Consider the following 20857-nt stretch of genomic DNA (forward strand, 5'->3'; position numbering starts at 1 on the left):
GAGAACCATCTAGACCTTCCCTCCGCCGGTGTTAACCGGTTCAGGTTCAACGGGTCCGTGCGCGCACATCTCAGCCAAAAGGGCCCCCCGAGGTATCTTATCGGTAGAACGCCGCAAAGCTGTGCGCAAGGCGAAATCCCTTGAGGCGCGGGTGCGGCATCGCTAATGATCGCCGCCAAAGGAGCATTTGCATGTCGATCAACAGCTTTGGCCATCTTTTCCGCGTGACCACCTGGGGCGAAAGCCACGGGCCTGCTTTGGGGGCCACGGTGGACGGCTGCCCCCCCGGTGTGACGATCACCGAAGAAATGATCCAGCACTGGATGGACAAGCGCAAACCCGGCCAGAACAAATACACCACGCAGCGCCGCGAGGCGGACGAGGTGCGGATCCTGTCGGGCGTGTTCGAAGGCGTCACCACCGGCACGCCGATCCAGCTGATGATCGAGAACACCGATCAACGGTCGAAAGACTACGGTGACATCAAGGACAAGTTCCGCCCCGGTCACGCCGACATCACTTATTTCCAGAAATACGGCATCCGCGATTACCGCGGCGGCGGGCGGTCCTCGGCACGTGAAACCGCGTCGCGTGTGGCAGCGGGTGGCCTTGCGCGCGAGGCGATCAAGGCGATTGCGCCGAATGTGCAGATCACCGGCTACATGGTGCAGATGGGCCCCCACCAGATCGACCGCGATGCGTTCGATTGGGACCAGATCGAACAGAACCCGTTCTGGGTGCCCGACGCCAAAGCGGCAGAAGAGTGGGCGGCGTATCTGGACGGTCTGCGCAAATCCGGATCGTCCGTCGGTGCGATCATCGAGCTGACAGCGCGCGGCGTGCCCGCGGGCCTTGGCGCGCCGGTTTATGGCAAGCTCGACACCGATCTCGCCGCCGCGATGATGAGCATCAACGCCGTCAAAGGCGTGGAGATTGGCGAAGGCATGTCTGCCGCCATGCTCACCGGAGAGTTGAACGCGGACGAGATCAGCATGGGCCCAGACGGCCCTGTCTATTCGTCGAACCACGCGGGCGGTATATTGGGCGGTATCAGTACGGGGCAGGACATCGTTGTACGTTTTGCGGTCAAGCCCACGTCAAGCATTCTTACCACGCGCAAGACCATCACCAAATCGGGCGAAGATACAGAAATCATCACCAAGGGCCGCCACGACCCTTGCGTTGGGATCCGTGCAGTACCGGTCGGCGAAGCAATGATGGCCTGCGTGTTGCTGGATCACATGCTGCTGCATCGCGGGCAAGTCGGAGAAAACCGGGGCACCATTGGCTAAGCCCAGCAAAAAGCGGAAATTTATAGCCACAGAAGTTTAAAAATCCCTTTGCCCTGCCGCCCAAGCCTTGAACTTTGACAAACCGAAGCGCAAGCATGCGTCATGCCAAGCGTCATGACACAGCACCGCCCCGGTCGGGCCATCGCCCTTAAACTGGGCGCGGTATTGCTTTTTTCGATCATGGCCGCATTGATCAAGATCGCCACAGCCACAGTACCCGCTGGGCAAGCGGTGTTCTTTCGGTCGTTCTTTGCCTTTCCGATGATCATCTTGTGGCTTTGGCAGCGCGGCGATCTTCGCCATGGGCTTAAGCCAAGCAACCTGATGGGCCATGTCTGGCGTGGCATCTTCGGGACCATCGCAATGGGGCTTACCTTTGCCGGCCTTAGCCTGTTGCCCCTGCCCGAAGTGACGGCGATCGGATATGCCACGCCGTTGTTCACCGTTGTTTTCGCGGCTATATTTCTGGGTGAACAGGTACGCCTGTTCAGGCTATCGGCGGTCGCCGTGGGGTTGATCGGGGTGCTGATCGTGCTGTTTCCGCGCTTTACTGTTGATGGTGATACCGTGTCAAAGATGGCGACGTTGGGGGCGGTCATGGTGCTGGGGGCCTCGATCATGCGTGGCTTGGTGCAGATACACGTTCGCCGTCTGGTTCAGACCGACAGTACCGCCGCCATCGTGTTCTTCTTTTCGTTGACTGCAACCTGCCTGTCTTTCCTCACGTTCCCTGCCGGTATGCTGGTCGACTGGCCAGCGCTGACCTGGATATCGCCCAGCACGGAAATCGTCGCAATCTTGATTGTGTCGGGTCTGGTGGGCGGGGTCGCGCAGATCATGATAACGTCGTCGTTTCGTTTCGGGCCGGTTTCAATGCTGGCCCCGTTCGATTACGCGTCGATGGTTTTTGCAATCGTCATCGGCTGGGCTTTCTTCGGCGAGATACCGACGCTGGCTATCCTGATCGGTGCCGGGTTGGTCATGACCGGTGGGGTGTTGATCATCTGGCGCGAGCGTTACTTGGGTCTGGATAGAGCAAAATCAAAGGCAAGCAGCCCGCCGCAGGGTACGCCCAGCTGATATTCAAGCTGCCTGTGCAAAAGAGACTACCATAAACGAGAATCGTGTTAGCGTGATCTTCTAGCGGCGTGGGAACTTCGCATCAGATGTTTCTGCGCCAATTTTCTGGGAGGGAAACATGACTTTAACAAAATTTATCGGAGCGGCAATTATCGCCGGGTTTGCAGCTTCTTCGGCGGTGGCACAAGACTGTGCCCAATCAAAATGGGGCGCTGACGATCAAATTGGATCGGCAAACCTGGTCAGCACCGAAAGAACGCTGGAAGCGGCCAAGCTTATCAAAAAAGGCAAATCCATGCCGTTGGGAATCGTTATCGGGCCAGATACGCCAGCATTCCCGCCGCGATCGTTGAACCTGCAAATCGTGCAACCCAACCAGCAAGGCGGGCAGAAGCTGTCAGCCTTCGGCTATGAGGGCAACTACAACGACGACATTATCCAGACCTGGATAGGCATCGGATCGCAACTGGATGGACTGGGACACCTAGGCGAAAACGGGATGTATTATAACTGTCTGGATGAGAAGGAAATTTCAGCCATTGGCGGCTTGACCAAGCTTGGCACCCACGCCGTGCCGCCGCTGGTAGCCCGTGCCGTCATTATCGATATGGCCAAACAGATGGGCAAGGATGTTCTCGCTGCCGGCGAACACTTTGGAGAGGCCGAGATTACTGCCGCCATGGATGCTCAGGGTATCACGGTAAACGAGGGTGATATCGTGCTGTTCCATACTGGATGGACCGACGGGAAGCTTGAAAGCGATCCTGCCGCATGGGGGTCCACCGAACCCGGCTTGAACAACGAAGGCGCGGTCTTTGTTGCGGCAATGAACCCGATGGCCGTAGGTGCAGACACCTGGGGGCTCGAGGCGATCCCGGCTAAAGAGGGCGATAAGGTGTTTTATGGCCACGTGACGCTGCTGAAAGACAATGGTATCTATATTCTGGAAACGATGAATACCGGCCCATTGGTCCGTGACGGCGTAAAGGAATTCATGTTTGTTCTGGGCCAACCGCTGATCAAAGGTACGGTGCAGGCGATGATCAATCCGGTCGCGCTGTACTGAGCCACCGGCCTGAAATAGATGCGGCGCGGGGGGAATGCCCTCGCGCCGCTTTGATGACGATCACAAGATGCTCAGGCCCGAACCAGCTTTTCGTAGGCGTCTGAAATATCGCGGGTGAGGCTGCCGACCTCGAAGGTATAGTCGCCGATCTGACCGACCGGCGTGACCTCGGCTGCCGTGCCGGTCAACCAGCACTGTTCGAATCCCTCAAGCTCCTCTGGCATGATGCGGCGTTCATGCACCGTCAGGCCCTTTTCCTTGAGCATTCCGATAACGGTCTGGCGGGTCAGACCGTTGAGGAAGCAATCGGCCAGCGGCGTGTGGACTTCGCCGTCCTTGACGAAAAAGATGTTCGCCCCGGTCGCTTCGGCCACATAGCCACGATAATCCATGAACAGTGCATCAGAGCAGCCCTTGGCCTCGGCTGCGTGCTTCGACGTGGTGCAGATCATGTACAGGCCCGCCGCTTTGGCGTGCACGGGGATTGTTTCGGGCGACGGGCGCTTCCACTTCGAAATGTCGAGCTTCGCGCCTTTCATCTTGGCGTCGCCGTAATAGTTGCCCCATTCCCAGCCCGTGATGGCCAGACGCACCGGGTTGCGAGCGGCTGAAACGCCCATATCGGGGCCAGCCCCGCGCCATGCCACGGCCCGCACATAGGCGTCGGTCCAGCCGTTCGCCTTGAGCATTTCGTATTTCGCGGCTTCGATCTCATCCACGGTATAGGGGATTTCAAAGTCGAGATACTGCGCCGATTTGCGCAGGCGTTCGGAATGTTCGCGCCCTTTGAAAATCTTGCCGTTATAGCAGCGCTCGCCTTCGAACACAGATGACGCGTAATGCATCGCGTGGGTCAGGATATGGACATTGGCGTCGCGCCAATCGACCATCTTACCGTCCATCCAAATTTTTCCGTCGCGGTCGTCGTATGCGCCGTCCATGGTGTATCCTTCCTGAATCGCCCGGTTACATTTGCAAATATTGCGTGTTACCCGACGTATTGAGATATTTTATTACGTAAATATGCGGATTCGATAGCCTTTGACCCTTGGAAAGTCAATAACGCTGACGTAAACTATGGGCGTAATCAGAGGGGTACACCATGGCAGACGGACGGGGCGCATCTTCTCAGACGGGGGAAAATCTGCTTTTTCTGACCGACGAACAGCTGCGTCAGGGGATCGAGGCCATGTTTTTTGCCTATCGCGGTTTCACGGCAGACCCTGATAAGATCCTGGTTGATATGGCGTATGGTCGCGCGCACCACCGTGCCATCCACTTTATCAACCGTGCCCCCGGAACAACGGTAAATAACCTGTTAGGAATTCTTGGTGTAACAAAGCAGTCATTGAACCGGGTGCTGCGCACGCTTATCGCCGATGGGCTGGTGAAAAGTCACGTTGGTAAATCGGACAAGCGAGAGCGACATTTGTACCTGACGGACGCCGGGCGCGCGCTTGAGCAAACTTTGTCCGATGCACAACGCATGCGTATGCGCAGCGCCTTTCGCGACGCCGGACCCGAGGCGGTGGCCGGGTTTCGCACCGTTCTGGAGGCAATGATGGACCCTGAAATGCACCATAGTTACACCCGTCTGAAGGAAAGCAGCACGTGAGCGAAATGGACGCGCACCTGCTGATTGTCGATGATGATGAACGTATCCGGTCGTTGTTGCAAAAGTTCTTGATGCGACACGGTTTCCTGGTGACTGCCGCACGCGACGCGGCACATGCGCGCCGCATTCTGGCCGGGCTGGATTTCGACATGATCGTTCTGGACGTCATGATGCCCGGCGAAGACGGGCTTCGACTAACGCGAAGCCTGCGCGAAACCATGCAGACGCCGATCCTTTTATTGACCGCCAAGGGTGAAACCGGCAATCGGATCGAGGGGCTCGAGGCGGGTGCCGACGATTATCTTGCCAAGCCCTTCGAGCCGAAAGAGCTTTTGTTGCGTATCAATGCTATCTTGCGGCGGATGCCCGATACACGGGTGGCCGATGCTGCCGTCAAGGTGCTGTCGATGGGCGCTATCCGGTATGATATCGAACGCGGCGAACTTTGGCAGGGTGACGATTTGGTGCGCCTGACCGCAACTGAAATACAGCTGATGCGGATATTCGCCGCGCAGCCCGGCACTGCGTTAAGTCGATCCACCCTGGTGGAAGAACTGGGACGCGATCGGGGCCAGGCGCAGGAGCGTGCCGTTGATGTGCAGATCACCAGATTACGCCGCAAGATCGAGGATAATCCGAAGCAACCGCGATATCTTCAGACCGTGCGCGGGGCGGGGTATATGCTGGCCCCCGACTGAATTGCTGTCGATCTGCCGGCCGTTTCGTTTGATTTTTGCTCTATAGCGGGGCGCGATCACTGGAAGGTGGCGCACAGGCACGCTATGTTCCGGCTGACTTAGATTGATTGGATGCGCGCGATGACGGATACTCCGGTAGAAAAAATGAGCTTTGAAGCTGCGATGGCGGAACTTGAAAAGGTTTTGGGACAGCTTGAGCGTGGCGATGTTGCGCTGGATGAAAGTATCGCGCTTTACGAGCGTGGGGCGGCCCTGAAGAAACGCTGCGAGACCAAACTGAAAGAAGCCGAAGAGAAAGTTGCGCAAATCACTTTGGACGGTGACGGTAACCCGACCGGAGTAACGGCCGTTGACGGGGTTTGAAATATCTTTCCAGGATGAATTGAAACGCAAACCTTTTGCCGAAGCGCTAAGCCAGGCGGCTGATCTGGCCACTGGGCAGGTGTTGCATGGGCTGGACGGACTGGATGGCACGGTGGCCGACGCGATGCGCTATGCCGTTGTCGGGGGAAAGGGGCTGCGCGCATTCCTGGCGATCGAAAGCGCCCGTTTGCATGGTATCTCCGCAGCTCAGGCGGCACCGGCCGCCGGCGCAATCGAGGCTCTGCACGGCTATTCGCTTGTACATGATGACATGCCCTGCATGGATGATGACGCCCTGCGGCGCGGACAGCCGACCGTTCATGCAAAATGGAACGAAGCAATAGCAGTGCTGGCAGGCGATGCGCTGCAATCGCTGGCGTTTGAATTGGTGGCCCGGGCCGGATGCAGTGACGCCGCTCGGGTTGCGTTGGTCTCTGGGTTGGCGCAGGCCGCCGGGGTGCGTGGTATGGTCGGCGGTCAGGCAATGGACATCGCCGCGGAAACGGCAGCCTCGCCCTTGAACCTCGCCCAGATCACAGAACTGCAAGGTGGAAAAACCGGGGCGCTGATCGGCTGGGCGGCAACCGTCGGGCCGGTGATGGCGGGCGATGATCCGGCTCCGTTGCGTAACTATGCGCAAAATCTTGGTTTGGCATTCCAGATTGCCGACGACATTCTTGATATCGAAGGCGATGCAGCTACCGTAGGTAAGGCCTTGGGCAAGGATGCTGATGCGGGAAAGGCCACATTCGTTTCGCTGCTGGGGCTTGAATCCGCCAAGCAGCAAGCGCACGAACTGATACGCGCGGCTTGCGACGCCCTGGATGTGTACGGTACCGACGCCGACACCTTGCGGGATGCAGCCCGCTTCGTTATTGCCCGCAAAAGCTGATCCGGTGGAGAGTCCGATGACCGACAGACCCAAAACGCCCTTGTTGGACCGCGTGGATAGCCCTGCGGATCTGAAACAGTTTTCGGACGCCGAGCTGATCAGGCTGTCGCACGAATTGCGCCAGGAAACGATTTCGGCAGTGTCGGTGACAGGCGGACACCTGGGGGCAGGCTTGGGGGTCGTCGAACTGACGGTGGCTTTGCATGCGGTGTTTGACACACCCCGTGATAAACTGGTTTGGGATGTGAGCCACCAATGCTACCCTCACAAGATTTTGACCAAACGCCGCGATCGTATTCGTACATTGCGAATGAAGGACGGTTTAAGCGGTTTTACCAAGCGCACCGAATCCCCGTATGACCCGTTTGGGGCGGCACATAGCTCGACCTCGATCAGTGCCGCGCTTGGCTTTGCGGTGGCGCGGGATTTGGGCGGCGTGGTGCCCGAAGGTCTGGGCGACGCGATCGCTGTAATCGGCGACGGGTCGATGTCGGCAGGCATGGCCTATGAGGCGATGAACAACGCCGGTCATCTGAAAAAACGGATGTTCGTGATTTTGAACGACAACGAAATGTCTATTGCGCCCCCGGTGGGCGCGATGTCGGCTTATCTGACACGGCTATACGCCGAAGAGCCGTTCCAAGAGCTTAAGGCGGCCGCCAAAGGCGCGGTAAGCATGTTGCCAGGTCCGTTCCGTGAGGGTGCGAAGCGCGCCAAGGACATGCTGAAAGGGATGGCGGTCGGCGGCACATTGTTTGAGCAACTGGGTTTCTCGTACCTCGGGCCGATAGACGGGCATGACCTGAACCAGTTGTTGCCGGTTTTGCGCACGGTCAAGGCGCGGGCGACGGGGCCGGTGTTGATCCATGTGATAACCAAAAAGGGCAAGGGCTACGGCCCCGCCGAAGCCGCGCGGGACAAGGGGCATGCAACCGCCAAGTTCAATGTTCTGACCGGCGAGCAGAGCAAGGCACCCTCGAACGCGCCCAGCTATACGCGGGTGTTTGCGGATAGCCTGATCGCGCAAGCCGCCGACGATGACAAGATTTGCGCAGTGACGGCGGCGATGCCCGATGGCACCGGGCTGAATCTGTTTGCCGAACGCTATCCCAGCCGCTGTTTCGACGTGGGTATCGCCGAACAGCATGGGGTGACGTTTTCAGCGGCACTGGCTGCTGGCGGAATGAAACCGTTTTGCACAATCTATTCCACCTTTCTGCAACGCGGCTATGATCAGGTTGTGCATGATGTCGCGATACAACGCTTGCCCGTACGCTTTGCCATCGATCGCGCAGGGTTGGTCGGGGCCGATGGGGCGACCCACGCAGGCTCGTTCGACGTTGCCTTTTTGGCGAACCTGCCCGGTTTCGTGGTAATGGCCGCAGCCGATGAAGCCGAGCTGGTGCATATGGTCGCCACCGCCGCGGCGCATGACGACGGGCCGATTGCCTTCCGGTTTCCCCGGGGCGAAGGCGCGGGCGTGACCATGCCCGAACGCGGGCAGCCGTTGGAAATCGGCAAGGGACGCATCATCGCCGAAGGCAAGCGCGTGGCGCTGCTGTCCTTTGGCACGCGTCTGGCAGAGGTCGAAAAAGCCGCCGAGGCTTTGCGCGCCAAGGGGATCACATCGACCATCGCCGACGCACGCTTTGCCAAGCCGCTGGACCGCGAGATGATCTTGCGTCTAGCCGCAGATCACGAGGCGCTGATCACCATCGAGGAAGGTGCCGTTGGCGGTTTTGGCAGCCATGTGGCACAGCTTCTGGCGGATGAGGGCGTGTTCGACGCTGGTTTGAAATACCGGTCGATGGTGCTTCCCGATACCTTCATTGATCAGGCAAGCCCGGCGGATATGTACGCGGTCGCGGGGATGAACGCCGAACACATCGAGGCCAAAGTGCTGGATGTGCTGGGCATCGCCAGCATCGGGGCGCAGCGGGCCTGACGCACAGGCCCGCGCGGTAAACCCGTCTTAGGCGTCAAGCAGTTGACGCGCCGCGACGATGCCAAGCGCTGCCGAGGCGGCCTCGCGGCCCTTTTCGACGAAATGCGCACGGTAGATCGCATTGTGGTGGTCGGTTTCCTGATAGTGATGCGGCGTCAGCGATACGGATAGCACGGGCACGCCCGTATCAAGGCCTACGCGCATCAACCCGTCAACCACGGCTGTCGCCACGAAATCATGCCGGTAGATGCCGCCATCGACCACGAAGGCCGCGCAGATCACCGCATCGTATTTGCCGGATTTGGCCAGGGTCTGCGCCATCAACGGCATCTCGAACGCGCCGGGGACATCGACGACATCGATCTGGCTGGCGGGGATGGTTTCGGAAAACCCGTCATAGGCACGATCAACGATATCGGCGTGCCAGCGTGCTTTTACAAAGGCGTAGCGGGTGTGTGTCATGGTGATCTCCTTTTTACGTCAGCGACACAAGTCACCCAAGGCGATCACGGTTGCCGACGGCCCCAAGGGGCCGCAACAAACGCATTCTCTTTCATCCGGACTATGACCGTCGGCTCTGGCATCTCACCAGATCTGCTGACCAACCGCCCCCGAAGGGGCGCGTTGCGCTCGCGGGCTCATGGCACTGGGGCCACATACCGCCGGTGGGGAATTGCGCCCCGCCCTGAGAATAGGTTCAAGTTGCCAAGACCGGGCTGGGTCTGCAATACCAAAAGCGACCTTTCATATCGGACATCACGTTATGCATCCCAACCCCGTTTATCATGACGCTGACCGCGCCAAGAACCTCGCCTTTGCCCGCGACCGCAGCTTTGGCGTGTTGGCCGCAAACGGTCCGGACGGCCCGATGTTGAGCCATGTGCCATTTTTGCTGAACGATGCCGGAGATGTGGCCGAACTCCACCTTGTGCGGTCGAACCCGATTGCGCGGGAGCTGAACCAGCCGATCGCGGTCAAGATCGCGATCAGCAGCGGTGATACCTATATCTCGCCCGACTGGTATGGGATCGATGATCAGGTCCCCACATGGAATTACGTGGCGGTGCATATGACCGGTATGCTGGAGCGTCGCCCGCAAGAGGAACTGCTTGATCTGCTGGATCGGCAGTCGGCTCTGTTTGAAAACCGTCTGCTTCCCAAGGTACCATGGACCACGGCCAAGATGCAGGACGAAACCATGCAAAAGCTGATGCGGATGATCGTACCCTGCCGAATGAAGGTCACCGGTATTGATGGTACCTGGAAGCTCGGCCAAAACAAGACGGACACTGTACGTCTGTCTGCTGCGGAAGGCGTGGCCAGCCATGGATTTGGTGTGGAAACCGATTTGATTGCGGCGCTGATGCGCAACGCAACGGGTAGATAGCCAACAAGCGATTGCACAGGGCACGATTGCCAGTGATAGTCACCACGGACTCTTGGAGGAGACGCTGATGAAACTTTCTTATGCCCCGACATCGCCGTATGTGCGCAAAGTCATGGTGCTTTTGCACGAAACCGGCCAGCTGGATGATGTGGAAATAGAATCGATTGCCACAACGCCGTTGGCCCCGGACGCAGCACTGCTATCGAAAAACCCGCTTACCAAAGTGCCGGCGTTGGAACGCAGCGACGGGCCTACGCTTTTTGATAGCCGGGTGATCTGCGCATATCTGGACGCCCGCGCAGGGGGCAAGCTTTATCCCACGGGATCGCGCCGGTGGGATACCCTGACGCTAGAGGCGCTGGCGGACGGTATCCTCGATGCAGCGTTGCTCATGGTGTACGAAGGCCGGATGCGCCCCGAGGAAAAGCAGATGCCTGAATGGGTTGAAGGCCAGTGGGGGAAGATTGAGCGCGCTTGCGATGCTTTGAATACGCGTTGGATCAGCCAGTTGTCCGGGCCGCTTGACATGGGGCAGATCGCCGTGGGGTGCGCGCTTGGATATCTTGATTTCCGCCACGACGCCCGGAACTGGCGCAAAGGCAACGATGCGCTGGCAGCGTGGGCCCGAAAATTTGATTCGCGCGATTCGATGCAGGCAACGGCACCGCCAAAGGGCTAAATTCATATATTGCGGGGTATTAGTTTGCCCTGAATGCAACACTGCGACGGTTTGCGCGTCAAAGGTATCTGGACGTGCGCGGCCCATCCCGCTAGTAACCAACAGAATTGTGGGAGATGCGGTTGCATCGCCCCTTGATTTAATGGCCGGCAGGCCCATGATTTGGAGTTAACCCGTGTCCCAAGCAGAAGATCACGCAGGCACCCGGAGGGATTTCCTCTATTACGCCACAGCTGGTACAGGTGCGGTCGCCGTCGGTGCGGCTGTCTGGCCCTTGGTCAATCAAATGAACCCTTCGGCAGATGTTAAAGCATTGTCGTCGATCCGCGTTGACATCTCTTCGGTGGAACCCGGAACGCAGCTTACCATCAAATGGCTGGGCAAGCCGGTGTTTATCCGTCGCCGTACCGAAGAAGAAATTGCCAAAGCTCGCGCCGTCGACATGTCCGAGTTGCCTGACCCCGTTGCCGAGAATAACAATCTGGCGGCGGACGCGCCTGCGACCGATGAAAATCGCGCCATGGCCGGCAAGGAAGACTGGTTGGTCATGATCGGCGTGTGTACGCACCTCGGCTGTGTGCCGTTGGGCGATGCCGGTGATTTTGGAGGCTGGTTCTGCCCGTGTCACGGATCGCATTACGATACGGCTGGTCGTATCCGCAAAGGTCCAGCACCGCGCAACTTGCTCGTGCCTGTCGCAGAATTCGTGGATGAAACCACGCTTAAACTAGGTTAAGGGAGAACGGGAATGGCTGGAATTCCTCACGACCATTACGAGCCGAAATCAAACGGAGAAAAATGGCTGCACAGCCGTCTCCCCGTTGTTGGCTTGCTATACGACACTTTGATGATCCCGACACCGAAGAACCTAAACTGGATGTGGATCTGGGGTATTGTTCTGACGTTCTGCCTGGCGCTGCAAATCGTCACAGGCATCGTGCTGGCGATGCATTATACACCGCAGGTCGACATGGCTTTTGCCAGCGTCGAACACATCATGCGCAACGTAAACGGCGGCTATATGCTGCGTTATCTGCATGCAAACGGCGCATCGTTGTTCTTTGTGGCGGTTTATGCCCACATCTTCCGCGGTCTTTACTACGGGTCATACAAGGCCCCGCGTGAAATCACGTGGATCATCGGTATGTTGATCTATCTGCTGATGATGGCGACCGGCTTCATGGGCTACGTTCTGCCTTGGGGGCAAATGTCTTTCTGGGGTGCGACTGTTATCACCGGTCTGTTCGGCGCTATCCCGTTCATCGGGGAAAGCCTGCAAACGCTACTGCTTGGCGGGCCTGCCGTCGATAACGCCACGTTGAACCGTTTCTTCAGCTTGCACTATCTGCTGCCCTTCGTGATTGCCGGTCTTGTGATCGTGCACATCTGGGCCTTTCACACCACGGGCAACAACAACCCGACAGGTGTAGAAGTGCGCCGCACCAGCAAGGCAGAGGCAGAGAAAGACACGCTGCCATTCTGGCCCTACTTCGTGATGAAAGACCTGTTCGCGCTTGCCGTGATCCTGGTCGTGTTCTTCGCTATTGTGGGCTTCATGCCGAACTATCTGGGCCACCCCGATAACTACATCGAGGCGAACCCGCTTTCGACACCTGCACACATCGTGCCTGAATGGTACTTCTTGCCGTTCTATGCGATCTTGCGCGCCTTCACCGCCGATGTCTGGGTCGTCCAGATCGCGTCTTTCGTGACCGGCGGTATCATCGACGCCAAGTTCTTTGGTGTGTTGGCGATGTTTGGTGCGATTGCGGTTATGGCGCTTGTCCCATGGTTGGATACATCCTCCGTACGTTCCGGCCGGTTCCGTCCGATGTTCAAATGGTGGTTCGCGCTGCTGGTCGTCGACTTTTTCGCTTTGATGTGGCTCGGCGCGATGCCGGCGGAAGAACCCTATGCCAGCTTCTCGTTGATAGCTTCGGCGTATTGGTTCGGGTACTTCTTGGTGATCCTGCCCCTGTTGGGCGTCATCGAAAAGCCATCGGCCCATCCTGAAACCATCGAAGCCGATTTTGACGCACATTATGCGCCCAACACCGGCGGCACCAAGACGCTGGTCGAGCCAGCAGAGTAAGGACCATGACAATGATTAAGAAAACAATACTCTCGGCTGTTGTCGCCATGGGCCTTGCCGTTCCGGCTGCCTTCGCGGAAGGCGGTGGTACCTATATGGAAGACTTCGACTTCTCTTACGAAGGGCCGTTCGGGGCCTTCGACACCAACCAACTTCAGCGCGGGTTGCAGATCTATACCGAAGTCTGTTCCGCTTGCCACGGCCTGAAGTTCGTCCCCATCCGTACGCTTGCGGATGAGGGTGGACCCGACTTGCCTGAAGACCAGGTGCGTGCCTATGCTCAACGGTTCGACATTTTCGACCCCGAGTTGGACGATACGCGCCCCGGGACCCCGGTTGACCACTTTCCCGTTTCTGCAATGGAAAGCGCACCCGACCTTAGCCTGATGGCCAAGAAACGTGCGGGTTTCCACGGTCCGTACGGCCTGGGCATCAACCAGTTCGTCAAGGGCATTGGTGGCGCGGAATATATTGCTTCGCTGCTCAACGGTTACAAAGAACCGCCGGCCTGCGCCCCCGAGGATTTCCCGGGTTATTATAACGCGGCTTTCCCTAACGGTGGTGTGCCGGAATCCTGCAAGCATGAAGGCGTGTCAACAATTCAGGGCAGCTGGATCGCGATGGCACAGCCCTTGTATGGCGACGACGTGCAATATGCTGACGGTCATGAATCCGATGTCCGCAGCGAAGCGGCAGACGTCGCAGCGTTCTTGATGTGGACCGCCGAACCCAAGATGATGGCCCGCAAACAGGCCGGATTTGCTGGCGTGATCTTTTTGACCCTGTTGTCGGTACTGTTGTACCTTACCAACAAGCGCCTTTGGGCACCGATCAAGCGCAAGAAAAACTAACCTGTCTACACAGTATGGTTTGAAACGACAAAGCCTCCCGCAGCATGACCGCTGCGGGAGGCTTTGTCGTTGTCAGTCAGTCGACAGGTGTACTGCGTCATCGCACCGAACATCTTTGCCGGCAGTCGACCCGTCGTGCTAGCCAGCCAAAAGATGTCCCGCCCGTTGCCCGGTGATTTTGGCAGTCACAATATCACCCTCGGTCTGGGGCTGCGAAAAACGCACTTCAGTGAATTGTTCCGTGCGCCCCATGGTAGGGCTTTCCAGCAATACGCGATGCAAACGACCTTGCTGCACGGTCAGATGATGCGCCACCTGAGCATCGCCCGCCATGCGCAATCGCGCCGCGCGTTCCTTGATCACCGCACCGTTGACGGCGGGCATCCGGGCCGCTGGCGTGCCTTGGCGGGCGGAATAGGGAAACACGTGCAGCCACGTCAGATCGCAGTCGGTCACCAGCTTTAACGAATTATAGAACATCGCGTCGGTCTCGGTGGGGAAGCCGGCGATGATGTCGGCACCAAAGGTCATGTCCGGGCGGTGTTTGCGGGCGTCCTCTGCGAAGCGGATGGCGTCATCGCGCAGGTGCCGACGTTTCATCCGTTTCAGGATCATGTCGTCGCCGTGCTGAAGGCTCAGGTGCAGGTGCGGCATCAGACGGGCTTCGGTCGCTATGGCCTGCATCAGGTTCTCGTCCACCTCGATGGAATCGATCGAACTGATCCGCAGGCGCGGCAGGTCTGGAACAAGCCGCAGGATCCGCATCACCAGATCCCCCAGTTTGGGAGTGGCAGGCAGGTCTGCGCCCCAACTGGTGAGGTCGACGCCGGTCAGCACCACTTCGTTAAAGCCCTTGTCGACCAAACGCTTGATTTGGTCCACCACAACCCCCGCGGGGACCGAGCGGGAATTGCCGCGGCCATAGGGAATGATGCAGAAGGTGCAGCGGTGGTCGCATCCGTTCTGGACCTGCACATAGGCCCGGCTGCGCGTGCCGAACCCGTCGATGAGATGCCCCGCCGTTTCAGTGACGGACATGATGTCGTCAACCTGTACCGCTTCGGTTTCGCCGATAAAATCAGCAGCCAGCCCCTGCCATGTGGCTCCGACCATCTTTTCGGTATTGCCGATCACAGCATCAACCTCGACCATCTTGGAAAAGGTTTCCGGTTCGGTTTGCGCAGCACAGCCGGTGACGATCAGCCGCGCATCGGGGTTCGCCTTGCGCAGTTTGCGGATGTCCTGACGCGCCTTGCGAACCGCTTCGGCGGTGACGGCACAGGTGTTGATGATGACCGCATTCTTCAATCCGGCCTCTTGGGCCAGTTCTTTCATCGCTTCGGTTTCGTAAGCGTTCAGGCGGCAACCGTGATTCGAGAAAATTGGTGTGCTCATGCCAGCCCGTCCAGAAAATCACGTGTGAGGGTGCCGCTGAACACATGAGCAGACGGCCCGGTCATCCAGACGCCGTCCTCGCGCCAGTCAATGTACAACGTCCCCCCATCAAGGTCGACGCGTACCTTGCGTCCAGTGAGGCCCTTGCGGGCCGCTGCGACGGCTGTGGCACAGCTTGACGATCCGGATGCAAGCGTGATGCCGACGCCACGTTCCCACACCCGCATACGGATGTGGTCAGTGTCGATGATCTGGGCAATCTGAACGTTGGTGCGTTCCGGGTACAGCGGGTGGTGTTCGATCGTTGGTCCGAACTGTTCCAGATCAACCGCCCCTATGTCGTCGACGAAAAAGGTGCAATGAGGGTTCCCCATGCCGGTGGCCGTCGGGCCGCCATCAATCGGCAGGGCCAACGTATCCATCCGATGCGACAACGGGATTTCATCCCAGTCAAGTTGCGGCTGGCCCATGTTTACGGCGGTAAGGCCGTCACCCATATCCTGGGCGGCCAGATCACCGCGATCGGTGGTCAGGTGAAGTGTGGAGCTCCCGCTCTCCTCCATGAGAAAACGCGCAATACACCGGGTCGCATTTCCACAGGTAGCCGACACCGACCCGTCGGCGTTGTAGAACGTCAGGTGAGCATCGCCGGTCCCGTTCGAGATCACGGCAAGCTGATCAAACCCCACGCCGAAATGCCGATGTCCCACTGCCTTTGCCAACGCCGGGGTAACCGTAAACGGGGGCGGCCCCGAATCTTCCCCTTTGGGCGCACGAGCATCGAGCACGACAAAGTCGTTCCCCAGCCCATGCATCTTCATAAAGGGCAAACCATTGATAATATCACTACACATTTGGCGCATATAACGTGCCGAATGAAACTTATCCAGCATGTGCGAATAATTTCGCACGTTAGGGGCTTGACCCCACCGCCCCAGCTTTCTAGTAAGCCGCCTAGTGGGCCTGTAGCTCAGTTGGTAGAGCAACTGACTTTTAATCAGTAGGTCTCGGGTTCGAACCCCGACGGGCTCACCATTTTTACTCGATCCAATGTGAAAATGACGAAACAGCACCCCGTGGGGTGCTGCTTTGGTTTCTGTTCAATATCAGACGGCTGAACTGGCTAGCTGCTGCGACCATCGAAGCACTGGAGCGTGATGCCCGCGTCCTGAAGAGCGGTTTTCACTGCCCGTGCGATATCTACGGCCTCTGGGGTATCGCCATGCAGGCAGATCGTATCGATGGCAGCGGGAATCGACACGCCACCTTCGGTTAAAATCGCTCCTGCCTTGACCATTGCGACCATGCGGTTGCCCGCGAGGGCGGCGTCGTGGATCACCGCACCGGGTTTCGACCGGTCAACCAGCGTCGCGTCGTCATTATAGGCGCGGTCAGCAAAAATTTCGCCTGCCCACTTGCACCCCAAGCTCTGCACGGCCTTTTGCTGGGCGGTTGCCGTCAGCACCATTACAATCAGATCCGGGGCGACGCTCAACGCGGCCTCGTACAGGTCATGGGCCAAAGTTTCGTCCTCGGATGCCATATTCGCGAGCGCCCCGTGCAACTTTAGATGCCGCACCGATGTGCCGAGGCTGCGCGCCATGCCGACACTGGCGGCCACCTGATAGCGTACCTGGTTTTGCAACGTACCGCGTGGCACAGTCATGCGGTTGCGTCCGAAACCGGCAATATCCATGAACCCAGGATGTGCCCCGATGCCCACGCTATTGTCGCGCGCCAGTGTCATCGTGGCAGCCATCACATCGGCATCGCCGGCATGCCCGCCACACGCGATATTCGCCGAACTGATGATTTTCAGCAAGGCGGCGTCATTGCCCATTCTCCATGGGCCAAAGCTTTCTCCCATGTCTGCATTCAAATCGACGGTCTGCATTCTATTTATCCTTTTCAAACGGGTCGTCCCATGCTGACACGGTACCCCCGACCAATTGGTAGAGAAGTAGGTTCCGAATCTGCCTCGGATCGCGAATCAGAGGTTTAACCTGGCCGCGTAACGCATGAATGGCGTCGCGATGACGGATCTCCAACGTTATCGCTTCGGCGAGGCTGAGGAATTTGAACATGATCGGTGCCCCAGCGGCAGCTTGCGCCACACGTGGGATATCGCTGGGGATAACGGTACCTATGCGCGGATAGCCCCCGGTAGTCTGGCATTCGCCCATCAGCACAAACGGCGCGCCGTCGCCGGTGATCTGAATGTCGCCGGGGACGATGACCTCGGACAGGATCGTCAATCCGCCTTCGGCATGAAAGCCCCCGCCTTGGTGATCCATCCGCACGCCGACGCGATTGGCTCGGGGGTCGCGGCTGAATTGCGTCTGGGTAAAGCGCAGGCGTTCTGCGGGGGTAAAATGTTCGGTCTGCATGCTGGCGACCACATGTACCACCCCGCCGTCAAAGCGCCCGTCACGAGGGAGCGTCAGCCCGGTTTCGCGCCCTGTGTCATCTCCGACAACAAAGCCGTCCCCTGCGGCAAGAGGCCGTCCCAATCCTGCGCTTAGGTGACTGGCCCGCGCCCCCAGGAGCACATCCGACATAATGCCGCCCCCGACGTGCAAATAGCCATAGGTGCCGCTGCTGGCACCGCCGATGGTCAGCTTCGCACCTGCGGGCAGCAGGTGGCTGGCGTTCCAGACCACGACGTCGCCGTCTATTTTGGCCGCCATGCCGGCACCGGTCAGCGCGATGCGGATGTCACCATCCGCGACAAAGGTGCCCCCGGTCCCGGTCATTTCGATCACTGCCAATTCGGGCGATTGTCCCAGCAACGCCGCCCCTTCATATATGGCCATCGGGTCTGCCGCGCCGCCTTTGGTCAGCCCCTGGGCCCGCCAGCCGGGCCGGCCAAGGTCCTGAACGGCCAAGGCGGGACCCGCCTGCGCAATGGTCAAGGTTACGCTCATGTCAGCACCTGCGCATCAGCGCCGCCCTGGCCCGTTCCATCACTCGTCAGTATCTTTTCAAGCGCGTCACGGGTTACCGAGGGGAAGCACAGCTCATCCCCCGGTGACAATGCGAACGGTTTCTCGCTGGTTGGGCGGAACGTTTTGAAGGCGGTCTGGCCGACGTGCCGCCAGCCGGTGGGGGACGCGTTGGTAAAGATGATCAACTGCCGGATCGCTACGATCAGCGCCCCGGCAGGTACCGACCGTGTCAGCCCCTGTTGCCGAGGAATATCCCAGTTTTCCGGCAGTTCCCCCATATAGGGCTGGCCGGGGGCAAACCCGATGGTCAGTACCCTGACCCGCGCCTGTGACAGCTGAGCGATCGCTTCGTCGGGGTCGACACCGGCAAGATCGGCCGCTTCTTCAAGCTGGGGGGCCAGATCAGTACCGTAGACCGTGGGGATGTGCCACAAGGTCCGGCCCGACGGCAAATCGGCAGTGTACCAGTCTCGAGTGGCCAGAAGATCGGTCAGGCGTTCGATCATCTGATCAAGCGGGACGCGCACGAGGTCAAGCTGGAGAAAAGTGGACACAAGCGAGGTGCTGGTTTCCGACACCTCGGGCCATTCGGCGTTGTCGACGGCGGCACGAAATGACAGCGCGGCACGGTTGGCGGGTTCAGACATGGTTGCGGCAAAGCGCACAAGGATGCCCGATAGCCCGACGGTTTGTATCTGGGGAAAGTCTGTCATGATGGGGCCTGGCGCAGGTTTTCAGGCAACCAGGTCGCGACTTCGGGGAAGAAGATCAAAATGAATACCATTACAACCATGATTGCGAACATCGGCAAAGCCGCCTTGGTGATATAGCCCATTTCGTGGTCGGTCATGCCCTGGATCACGAACAGGTTGAACCCGATAGGCGGAGTGATCTGCGCCATTTCGACGACAACCACGACGAAGATGCCGAACCAGATCAGGTCGATACCGGCCCCGCGCACCATCGGCTCTACCACCGCCATCGTCAGCACTACCGATGAAATACCGTCCAGAAACATGCCCAGAACGATGTAGAATACCAATAGAGCCATCAACAGTTGAAACCTGGTCAGTTCCATCACGGCGATGCCATCGGCAAGCGCGCGTGGCAGCCCAGTGAACCCCATCGACAGCTTCAAGAACGCCGCACCTGCCAGGATCAATGCGATCATCGCAGATGTCCGCATCGCCCCCATCAGGCTTTGCTGAAAGCTGGTCCAGTTCAGCGACCCTTGCAGCAGCGCCAGCGTCAACGCCCCCAGCACCCCGATAGCCGCCGCTTCGGTCGCGGTGGCGAACCCCAGATACATCGACCCGATCACGACGATTATCAACGCGAATACCGGCAGCAAGAACCGCGAATTGCGCAGCTTGTCGGCAAAGCTCATGCCCGTTTCAACCGTGGGGTTCCAGTCTTTGGCCGTCAGCGCGACGAAGGCCACATAGGCCATGAACATCAGCGCCAGAACAAGGCCCGGTACGACCCCGGCAAAGAACAGCTTGGTGATGCTTTCGTTAACCGTCACACCATAGACGATCAGCGCCAACGACGGGGGGATCATCAGGCCCAGGGTCGCAGCCCCGGCCAAAGTTCCGATAATCATCTTCTCTGGATAGTTGCGCGCCCTTAATTCGGGAATCGACATCTTGCCAACGGTTGACAGCGTAGCAGCAGAGGAACCTGACACGGCGGCAAAGACGGTGCAGCCCACGATATTGGTATGAACCAGCCCGCCGGGCAAACGGGCCAGCCAGGGCGACAATCCTTTGAACATATCCTCCGATAGGCGGGTCCTGAACAATATCTCGCCCATCCAGATGAACAGCGGCAGTGCCGTCAGCGTCCAGGAGCTGGACGAGGCCCAGATTGTGGTGACCATGGCATCGCCGACAGGGCGGGTCGTGAAAAGCTCCATCCCGACCCAGGCAACGCCCATCAAGGCAAGGCCCACCCACACACCAGTGCCCAGCAGAAAAAACAGAACAATGAGGAAGAGCGCAATTGCGTAAAGTTCAGTCATCGCTTCACTCCCCAAAGCTTTGATCGACAAGATCACGGGTCAAGCGGTGGTTCCCCTTGATGACCAGTTGCAGCAGATTATCCGTCAAGGCGATGGCCAGAATACCGCCGCCCACGACCATCACCGACTGCGGTATCCATAGGGCAGTGGCGTCTTGTGATTGAGAGATTTCGTTGAACTTCCAGGACCAGTAAACAAACCAATAGGCATAATATGTAAAGTACCACGCGATCACTGCGGCCAAGCCAAAGCACCAGATCTCAAGCAAGCGTTTGGGTCCTTTGGGCAATGCGTTCAACAGGATCGACACGCGTATATGCGCACCCCGGTTCAATGCATTGGCAAAGGCCAGAAAACTCGCAGCCGCCATCGCATAGCCGGCATAGCTGGCCGCACCGGGAAAGACCTCTCCGGTCCAACGGGCAATCATTTGCACCACGATCAACAACAAGATGGCGACAAGGCTGACGGCGGCCAGTGCCCCGGATGCAAAGTAAATGAAATCGAGCAGTTTACGCAGGCTTTTCAAAGGGGATG

22 protein-coding genes, 1 tRNA gene and 2 riboswitches are annotated in these 20857 nt (G+C 58.6%); of the genes, 14 read left to right on the forward strand and 9 right to left on the reverse strand.

The features are described 5' to 3' along the window. Positions 1 to 100, reverse strand: a riboswitch (TPP riboswitch). Between the two features lie 91 nt (positions 101 to 191). The 3 genes from aroC to AC13DE_RS14550 all read left to right on the forward strand — a co-directional run bounded on the left by aroC (position 192) and on the right by AC13DE_RS14550 (position 3438). Continuing rightward, complete coding sequence (gene aroC, locus AC13DE_RS14540) at positions 192 to 1292, forward strand: chorismate synthase (protein WP_483048239.1); 1101 nt, start codon at positions 192 to 194, stop codon at positions 1290 to 1292. 102 nt (positions 1293 to 1394) lie between these two features. Next, positions 1395 to 2372 (forward strand): DMT family transporter, encoded by a 978-nt coding sequence (locus tag AC13DE_RS14545; RefSeq protein ID WP_483048240.1) that lies wholly within the window; start codon positions 1395 to 1397, stop codon positions 2370 to 2372. 118 nt (positions 2373 to 2490) lie between these two features. Next, the gene (locus AC13DE_RS14550; protein WP_446306200.1) at positions 2491 to 3438 is read left to right on the forward strand and encodes a cyclase family protein; all 948 of its coding nucleotides are present in this window, start codon (positions 2491 to 2493) and stop codon (positions 3436 to 3438) included. Between the two features lie 71 nt (positions 3439 to 3509). On the opposite strand, the gene AC13DE_RS14555 is transcribed toward AC13DE_RS14550, so the two are convergent. Continuing rightward, entirely contained in the window at positions 3510 to 4379 is an 870-nt protein-coding gene (locus tag AC13DE_RS14555; protein WP_446295511.1) for a branched-chain amino acid aminotransferase, read from the reverse strand. A gap of 161 nt (positions 4380 to 4540) precedes the next feature. On the opposite strand from AC13DE_RS14555, the gene AC13DE_RS14560 reads away from it, so the two are divergent. The 5 genes from AC13DE_RS14560 (at position 4541) to dxs (ending at position 8951) form a co-directional block, all read left to right on the forward strand. Next, the gene (locus tag AC13DE_RS14560; protein WP_446295512.1) at positions 4541 to 5053 is read left to right on the forward strand and encodes a MarR family winged helix-turn-helix transcriptional regulator; all 513 of its coding nucleotides are present in this window, start codon (positions 4541 to 4543) and stop codon (positions 5051 to 5053) included. Continuing rightward, the gene (locus AC13DE_RS14565; protein WP_446295513.1) at positions 5050 to 5751 is read left to right on the forward strand and encodes a response regulator; all 702 of its coding nucleotides are present in this window, start codon (positions 5050 to 5052) and stop codon (positions 5749 to 5751) included. The genes AC13DE_RS14560 and AC13DE_RS14565 overlap by 4 nt, the downstream gene beginning before the upstream one ends. A gap of 120 nt (positions 5752 to 5871) precedes the next feature. Continuing rightward, on the forward strand, positions 5872 to 6114 hold the full coding sequence (locus tag AC13DE_RS14570) for an exodeoxyribonuclease VII small subunit (RefSeq protein WP_446295514.1): 243 nt from the start codon (positions 5872 to 5874) through the stop codon (positions 6112 to 6114). Then, a complete protein-coding gene (locus AC13DE_RS14575; RefSeq protein ID WP_483048241.1) occupies positions 6101 to 7006 on the forward strand; it encodes a polyprenyl synthetase family protein in 906 nt (301 codons plus the stop codon). The genes AC13DE_RS14570 and AC13DE_RS14575 overlap by 14 nt, the downstream gene beginning before the upstream one ends. 16 nt (positions 7007 to 7022) lie before the next feature. Then, complete coding sequence (gene dxs, locus AC13DE_RS14580; RefSeq protein WP_483048242.1) at positions 7023 to 8951, forward strand: 1-deoxy-D-xylulose-5-phosphate synthase; 1929 nt, start codon at positions 7023 to 7025, stop codon at positions 8949 to 8951. Between the two features lie 27 nt (positions 8952 to 8978). Here dxs and AC13DE_RS14585 read toward each other — a convergent pair whose 3' ends face one another. Further along, positions 8979 to 9413, reverse strand: coding sequence for a 6,7-dimethyl-8-ribityllumazine synthase (locus AC13DE_RS14585; protein ID WP_005850960.1), 435 nt, complete (start codon positions 9411 to 9413; stop codon positions 8979 to 8981). Positions 9414 to 9492: 79 nt separating this feature from the next. Beyond that, positions 9493 to 9648: riboswitch (FMN riboswitch) on the reverse strand. A gap of 66 nt (positions 9649 to 9714) precedes the next feature. Between AC13DE_RS14585 and AC13DE_RS14590 the strand changes: the two genes are divergently transcribed. From AC13DE_RS14590 to AC13DE_RS14610, 5 genes are all read left to right on the forward strand, one after another. Then, positions 9715 to 10338, forward strand: a complete 624-nt coding sequence (locus tag AC13DE_RS14590; RefSeq protein ID WP_483048243.1) for an FMN-binding negative transcriptional regulator — start codon at positions 9715 to 9717, stop codon at positions 10336 to 10338. A gap of 67 nt (positions 10339 to 10405) precedes the next feature. Further along, entirely contained in the window at positions 10406 to 11017 is a 612-nt protein-coding gene (locus AC13DE_RS14595) for a glutathione S-transferase (protein WP_289083245.1), read from the forward strand. 175 nt (positions 11018 to 11192) lie between these two features. Beyond that, a complete protein-coding gene (petA, locus tag AC13DE_RS14600) occupies positions 11193 to 11753 on the forward strand; it encodes a ubiquinol-cytochrome c reductase iron-sulfur subunit (protein ID WP_446306201.1) in 561 nt (186 codons plus the stop codon). Between the two features lie 12 nt (positions 11754 to 11765). Continuing rightward, on the forward strand, positions 11766 to 13109 hold the full coding sequence (petB, locus tag AC13DE_RS14605; RefSeq protein WP_446295519.1) for a cytochrome b: 1344 nt from the start codon (positions 11766 to 11768) through the stop codon (positions 13107 to 13109). A 5-nt stretch (positions 13110 to 13114) separates the two neighbouring features. Further along, a complete protein-coding gene (locus tag AC13DE_RS14610; RefSeq protein WP_446295520.1) occupies positions 13115 to 13960 on the forward strand; it encodes a cytochrome c1 in 846 nt (281 codons plus the stop codon). Between the two features lie 138 nt (positions 13961 to 14098). Here AC13DE_RS14610 and mtaB read toward each other — a convergent pair whose 3' ends face one another. Continuing rightward, positions 14099 to 15355, reverse strand: coding sequence for a tRNA (N(6)-L-threonylcarbamoyladenosine(37)-C(2))-methylthiotransferase MtaB (mtaB, locus tag AC13DE_RS14615; protein ID WP_483048244.1), 1257 nt, complete (start codon positions 15353 to 15355; stop codon positions 14099 to 14101). Further along, positions 15352 to 16176 (reverse strand): diaminopimelate epimerase, encoded by an 825-nt coding sequence (dapF, locus tag AC13DE_RS14620; RefSeq protein ID WP_483048245.1) that lies wholly within the window; start codon positions 16174 to 16176, stop codon positions 15352 to 15354. Before dapF ends, mtaB begins: the two co-directional genes overlap by 4 nt. 138 nt (positions 16177 to 16314) lie before the next feature. On the opposite strand from dapF, the gene AC13DE_RS14625 reads away from it, so the two are divergent. Next, positions 16315 to 16390, forward strand: a tRNA-Lys gene (locus AC13DE_RS14625). 88 nt (positions 16391 to 16478) lie between these two features. Here AC13DE_RS14625 and AC13DE_RS14630 read toward each other — a convergent pair. From AC13DE_RS14630 to AC13DE_RS14650, 5 genes are read right to left on the reverse strand one after another with little or no spacing between them, the layout of a single operon-like run. Continuing rightward, a complete protein-coding gene (locus AC13DE_RS14630; protein ID WP_483048246.1) occupies positions 16479 to 17249 on the reverse strand; it encodes a LamB/YcsF family protein in 771 nt (256 codons plus the stop codon). Position 17250: 1 nt separating this feature from the next. Continuing rightward, on the reverse strand, positions 17251 to 18279 hold the full coding sequence (locus tag AC13DE_RS14635) for a 5-oxoprolinase subunit C family protein (RefSeq protein WP_483048247.1): 1029 nt from the start codon (positions 18277 to 18279) through the stop codon (positions 17251 to 17253). After that, positions 18276 to 19013, reverse strand: coding sequence for a 5-oxoprolinase subunit B family protein (locus tag AC13DE_RS14640; RefSeq protein ID WP_483048248.1), 738 nt, complete (start codon positions 19011 to 19013; stop codon positions 18276 to 18278). Before AC13DE_RS14640 ends, AC13DE_RS14635 begins: the two co-directional genes overlap by 4 nt. Continuing rightward, positions 19010 to 20320, reverse strand: a complete 1311-nt coding sequence (locus tag AC13DE_RS14645) for a TRAP transporter large permease (protein WP_483048249.1) — start codon at positions 20318 to 20320, stop codon at positions 19010 to 19012. Before AC13DE_RS14645 ends, AC13DE_RS14640 begins: the two co-directional genes overlap by 4 nt. Positions 20321 to 20324: 4 nt before the next feature. Continuing rightward, positions 20325 to 20849, reverse strand: coding sequence for a TRAP transporter small permease (locus tag AC13DE_RS14650; protein WP_446295527.1), 525 nt, complete (start codon positions 20847 to 20849; stop codon positions 20325 to 20327). Positions 20850 to 20857: the final 8 nt, after the last annotated feature.

The organism is Sulfitobacter sp. L-8, from assembly GCF_056859255.1.

What these genes read in the sequence shown, in the direction of transcription:
- petB (WP_446295519.1), top strand. Translation starts at nt 11,766, where the DNA reads ATGGCTGGAATTCCTCACGACCATTACGAGCCGAAATCAAACGGAGAA.
- AC13DE_RS14630 (WP_483048246.1), bottom strand. Translation starts at nt 17,249, where the DNA reads ATGCAGACCGTCGATTTGAATGCAGACATGGGAGAAAGCTTTGGCCCA.
- aroC (WP_483048239.1), top strand. Translation starts at nt 192, where the DNA reads ATGTCGATCAACAGCTTTGGCCATCTTTTCCGCGTGACCACCTGGGGC.
- AC13DE_RS14560 (WP_446295512.1), top strand. Translation starts at nt 4,541, where the DNA reads ATGGCAGACGGACGGGGCGCATCTTCTCAGACGGGGGAAAATCTGCTT.
- AC13DE_RS14585 (WP_005850960.1), bottom strand. Translation starts at nt 9,413, where the DNA reads ATGACACACACCCGCTACGCCTTTGTAAAAGCACGCTGGCACGCCGAT.
- AC13DE_RS14645 (WP_483048249.1), bottom strand. Translation starts at nt 20,320, where the DNA reads ATGACTGAACTTTACGCAATTGCGCTCTTCCTCATTGTTCTGTTTTTT.
- AC13DE_RS14570 (WP_446295514.1), top strand. Translation starts at nt 5,872, where the DNA reads ATGACGGATACTCCGGTAGAAAAAATGAGCTTTGAAGCTGCGATGGCG.
- AC13DE_RS14550 (WP_446306200.1), top strand. Translation starts at nt 2,491, where the DNA reads ATGACTTTAACAAAATTTATCGGAGCGGCAATTATCGCCGGGTTTGCA.
- AC13DE_RS14635 (WP_483048247.1), bottom strand. Translation starts at nt 18,279, where the DNA reads ATGAGCGTAACCTTGACCATTGCGCAGGCGGGTCCCGCCTTGGCCGTT.
- AC13DE_RS14555 (WP_446295511.1), bottom strand. Translation starts at nt 4,379, where the DNA reads ATGGACGGCGCATACGACGACCGCGACGGAAAAATTTGGATGGACGGT.
- mtaB (WP_483048244.1), bottom strand. Translation starts at nt 15,355, where the DNA reads ATGAGCACACCAATTTTCTCGAATCACGGTTGCCGCCTGAACGCTTAC.
- dapF (WP_483048245.1), bottom strand. Translation starts at nt 16,176, where the DNA reads ATGAAGATGCATGGGCTGGGGAACGACTTTGTCGTGCTCGATGCTCGT.
- AC13DE_RS14590 (WP_483048243.1), top strand. Translation starts at nt 9,715, where the DNA reads ATGCATCCCAACCCCGTTTATCATGACGCTGACCGCGCCAAGAACCTC.
- AC13DE_RS14545 (WP_483048240.1), top strand. Translation starts at nt 1,395, where the DNA reads ATGCCAAGCGTCATGACACAGCACCGCCCCGGTCGGGCCATCGCCCTT.
- AC13DE_RS14640 (WP_483048248.1), bottom strand. Translation starts at nt 19,013, where the DNA reads ATGACAGACTTTCCCCAGATACAAACCGTCGGGCTATCGGGCATCCTT.
- dxs (WP_483048242.1), top strand. Translation starts at nt 7,023, where the DNA reads ATGACCGACAGACCCAAAACGCCCTTGTTGGACCGCGTGGATAGCCCT.
- AC13DE_RS14595 (WP_289083245.1), top strand. Translation starts at nt 10,406, where the DNA reads ATGAAACTTTCTTATGCCCCGACATCGCCGTATGTGCGCAAAGTCATG.
- AC13DE_RS14610 (WP_446295520.1), top strand. Translation starts at nt 13,115, where the DNA reads ATGACAATGATTAAGAAAACAATACTCTCGGCTGTTGTCGCCATGGGC.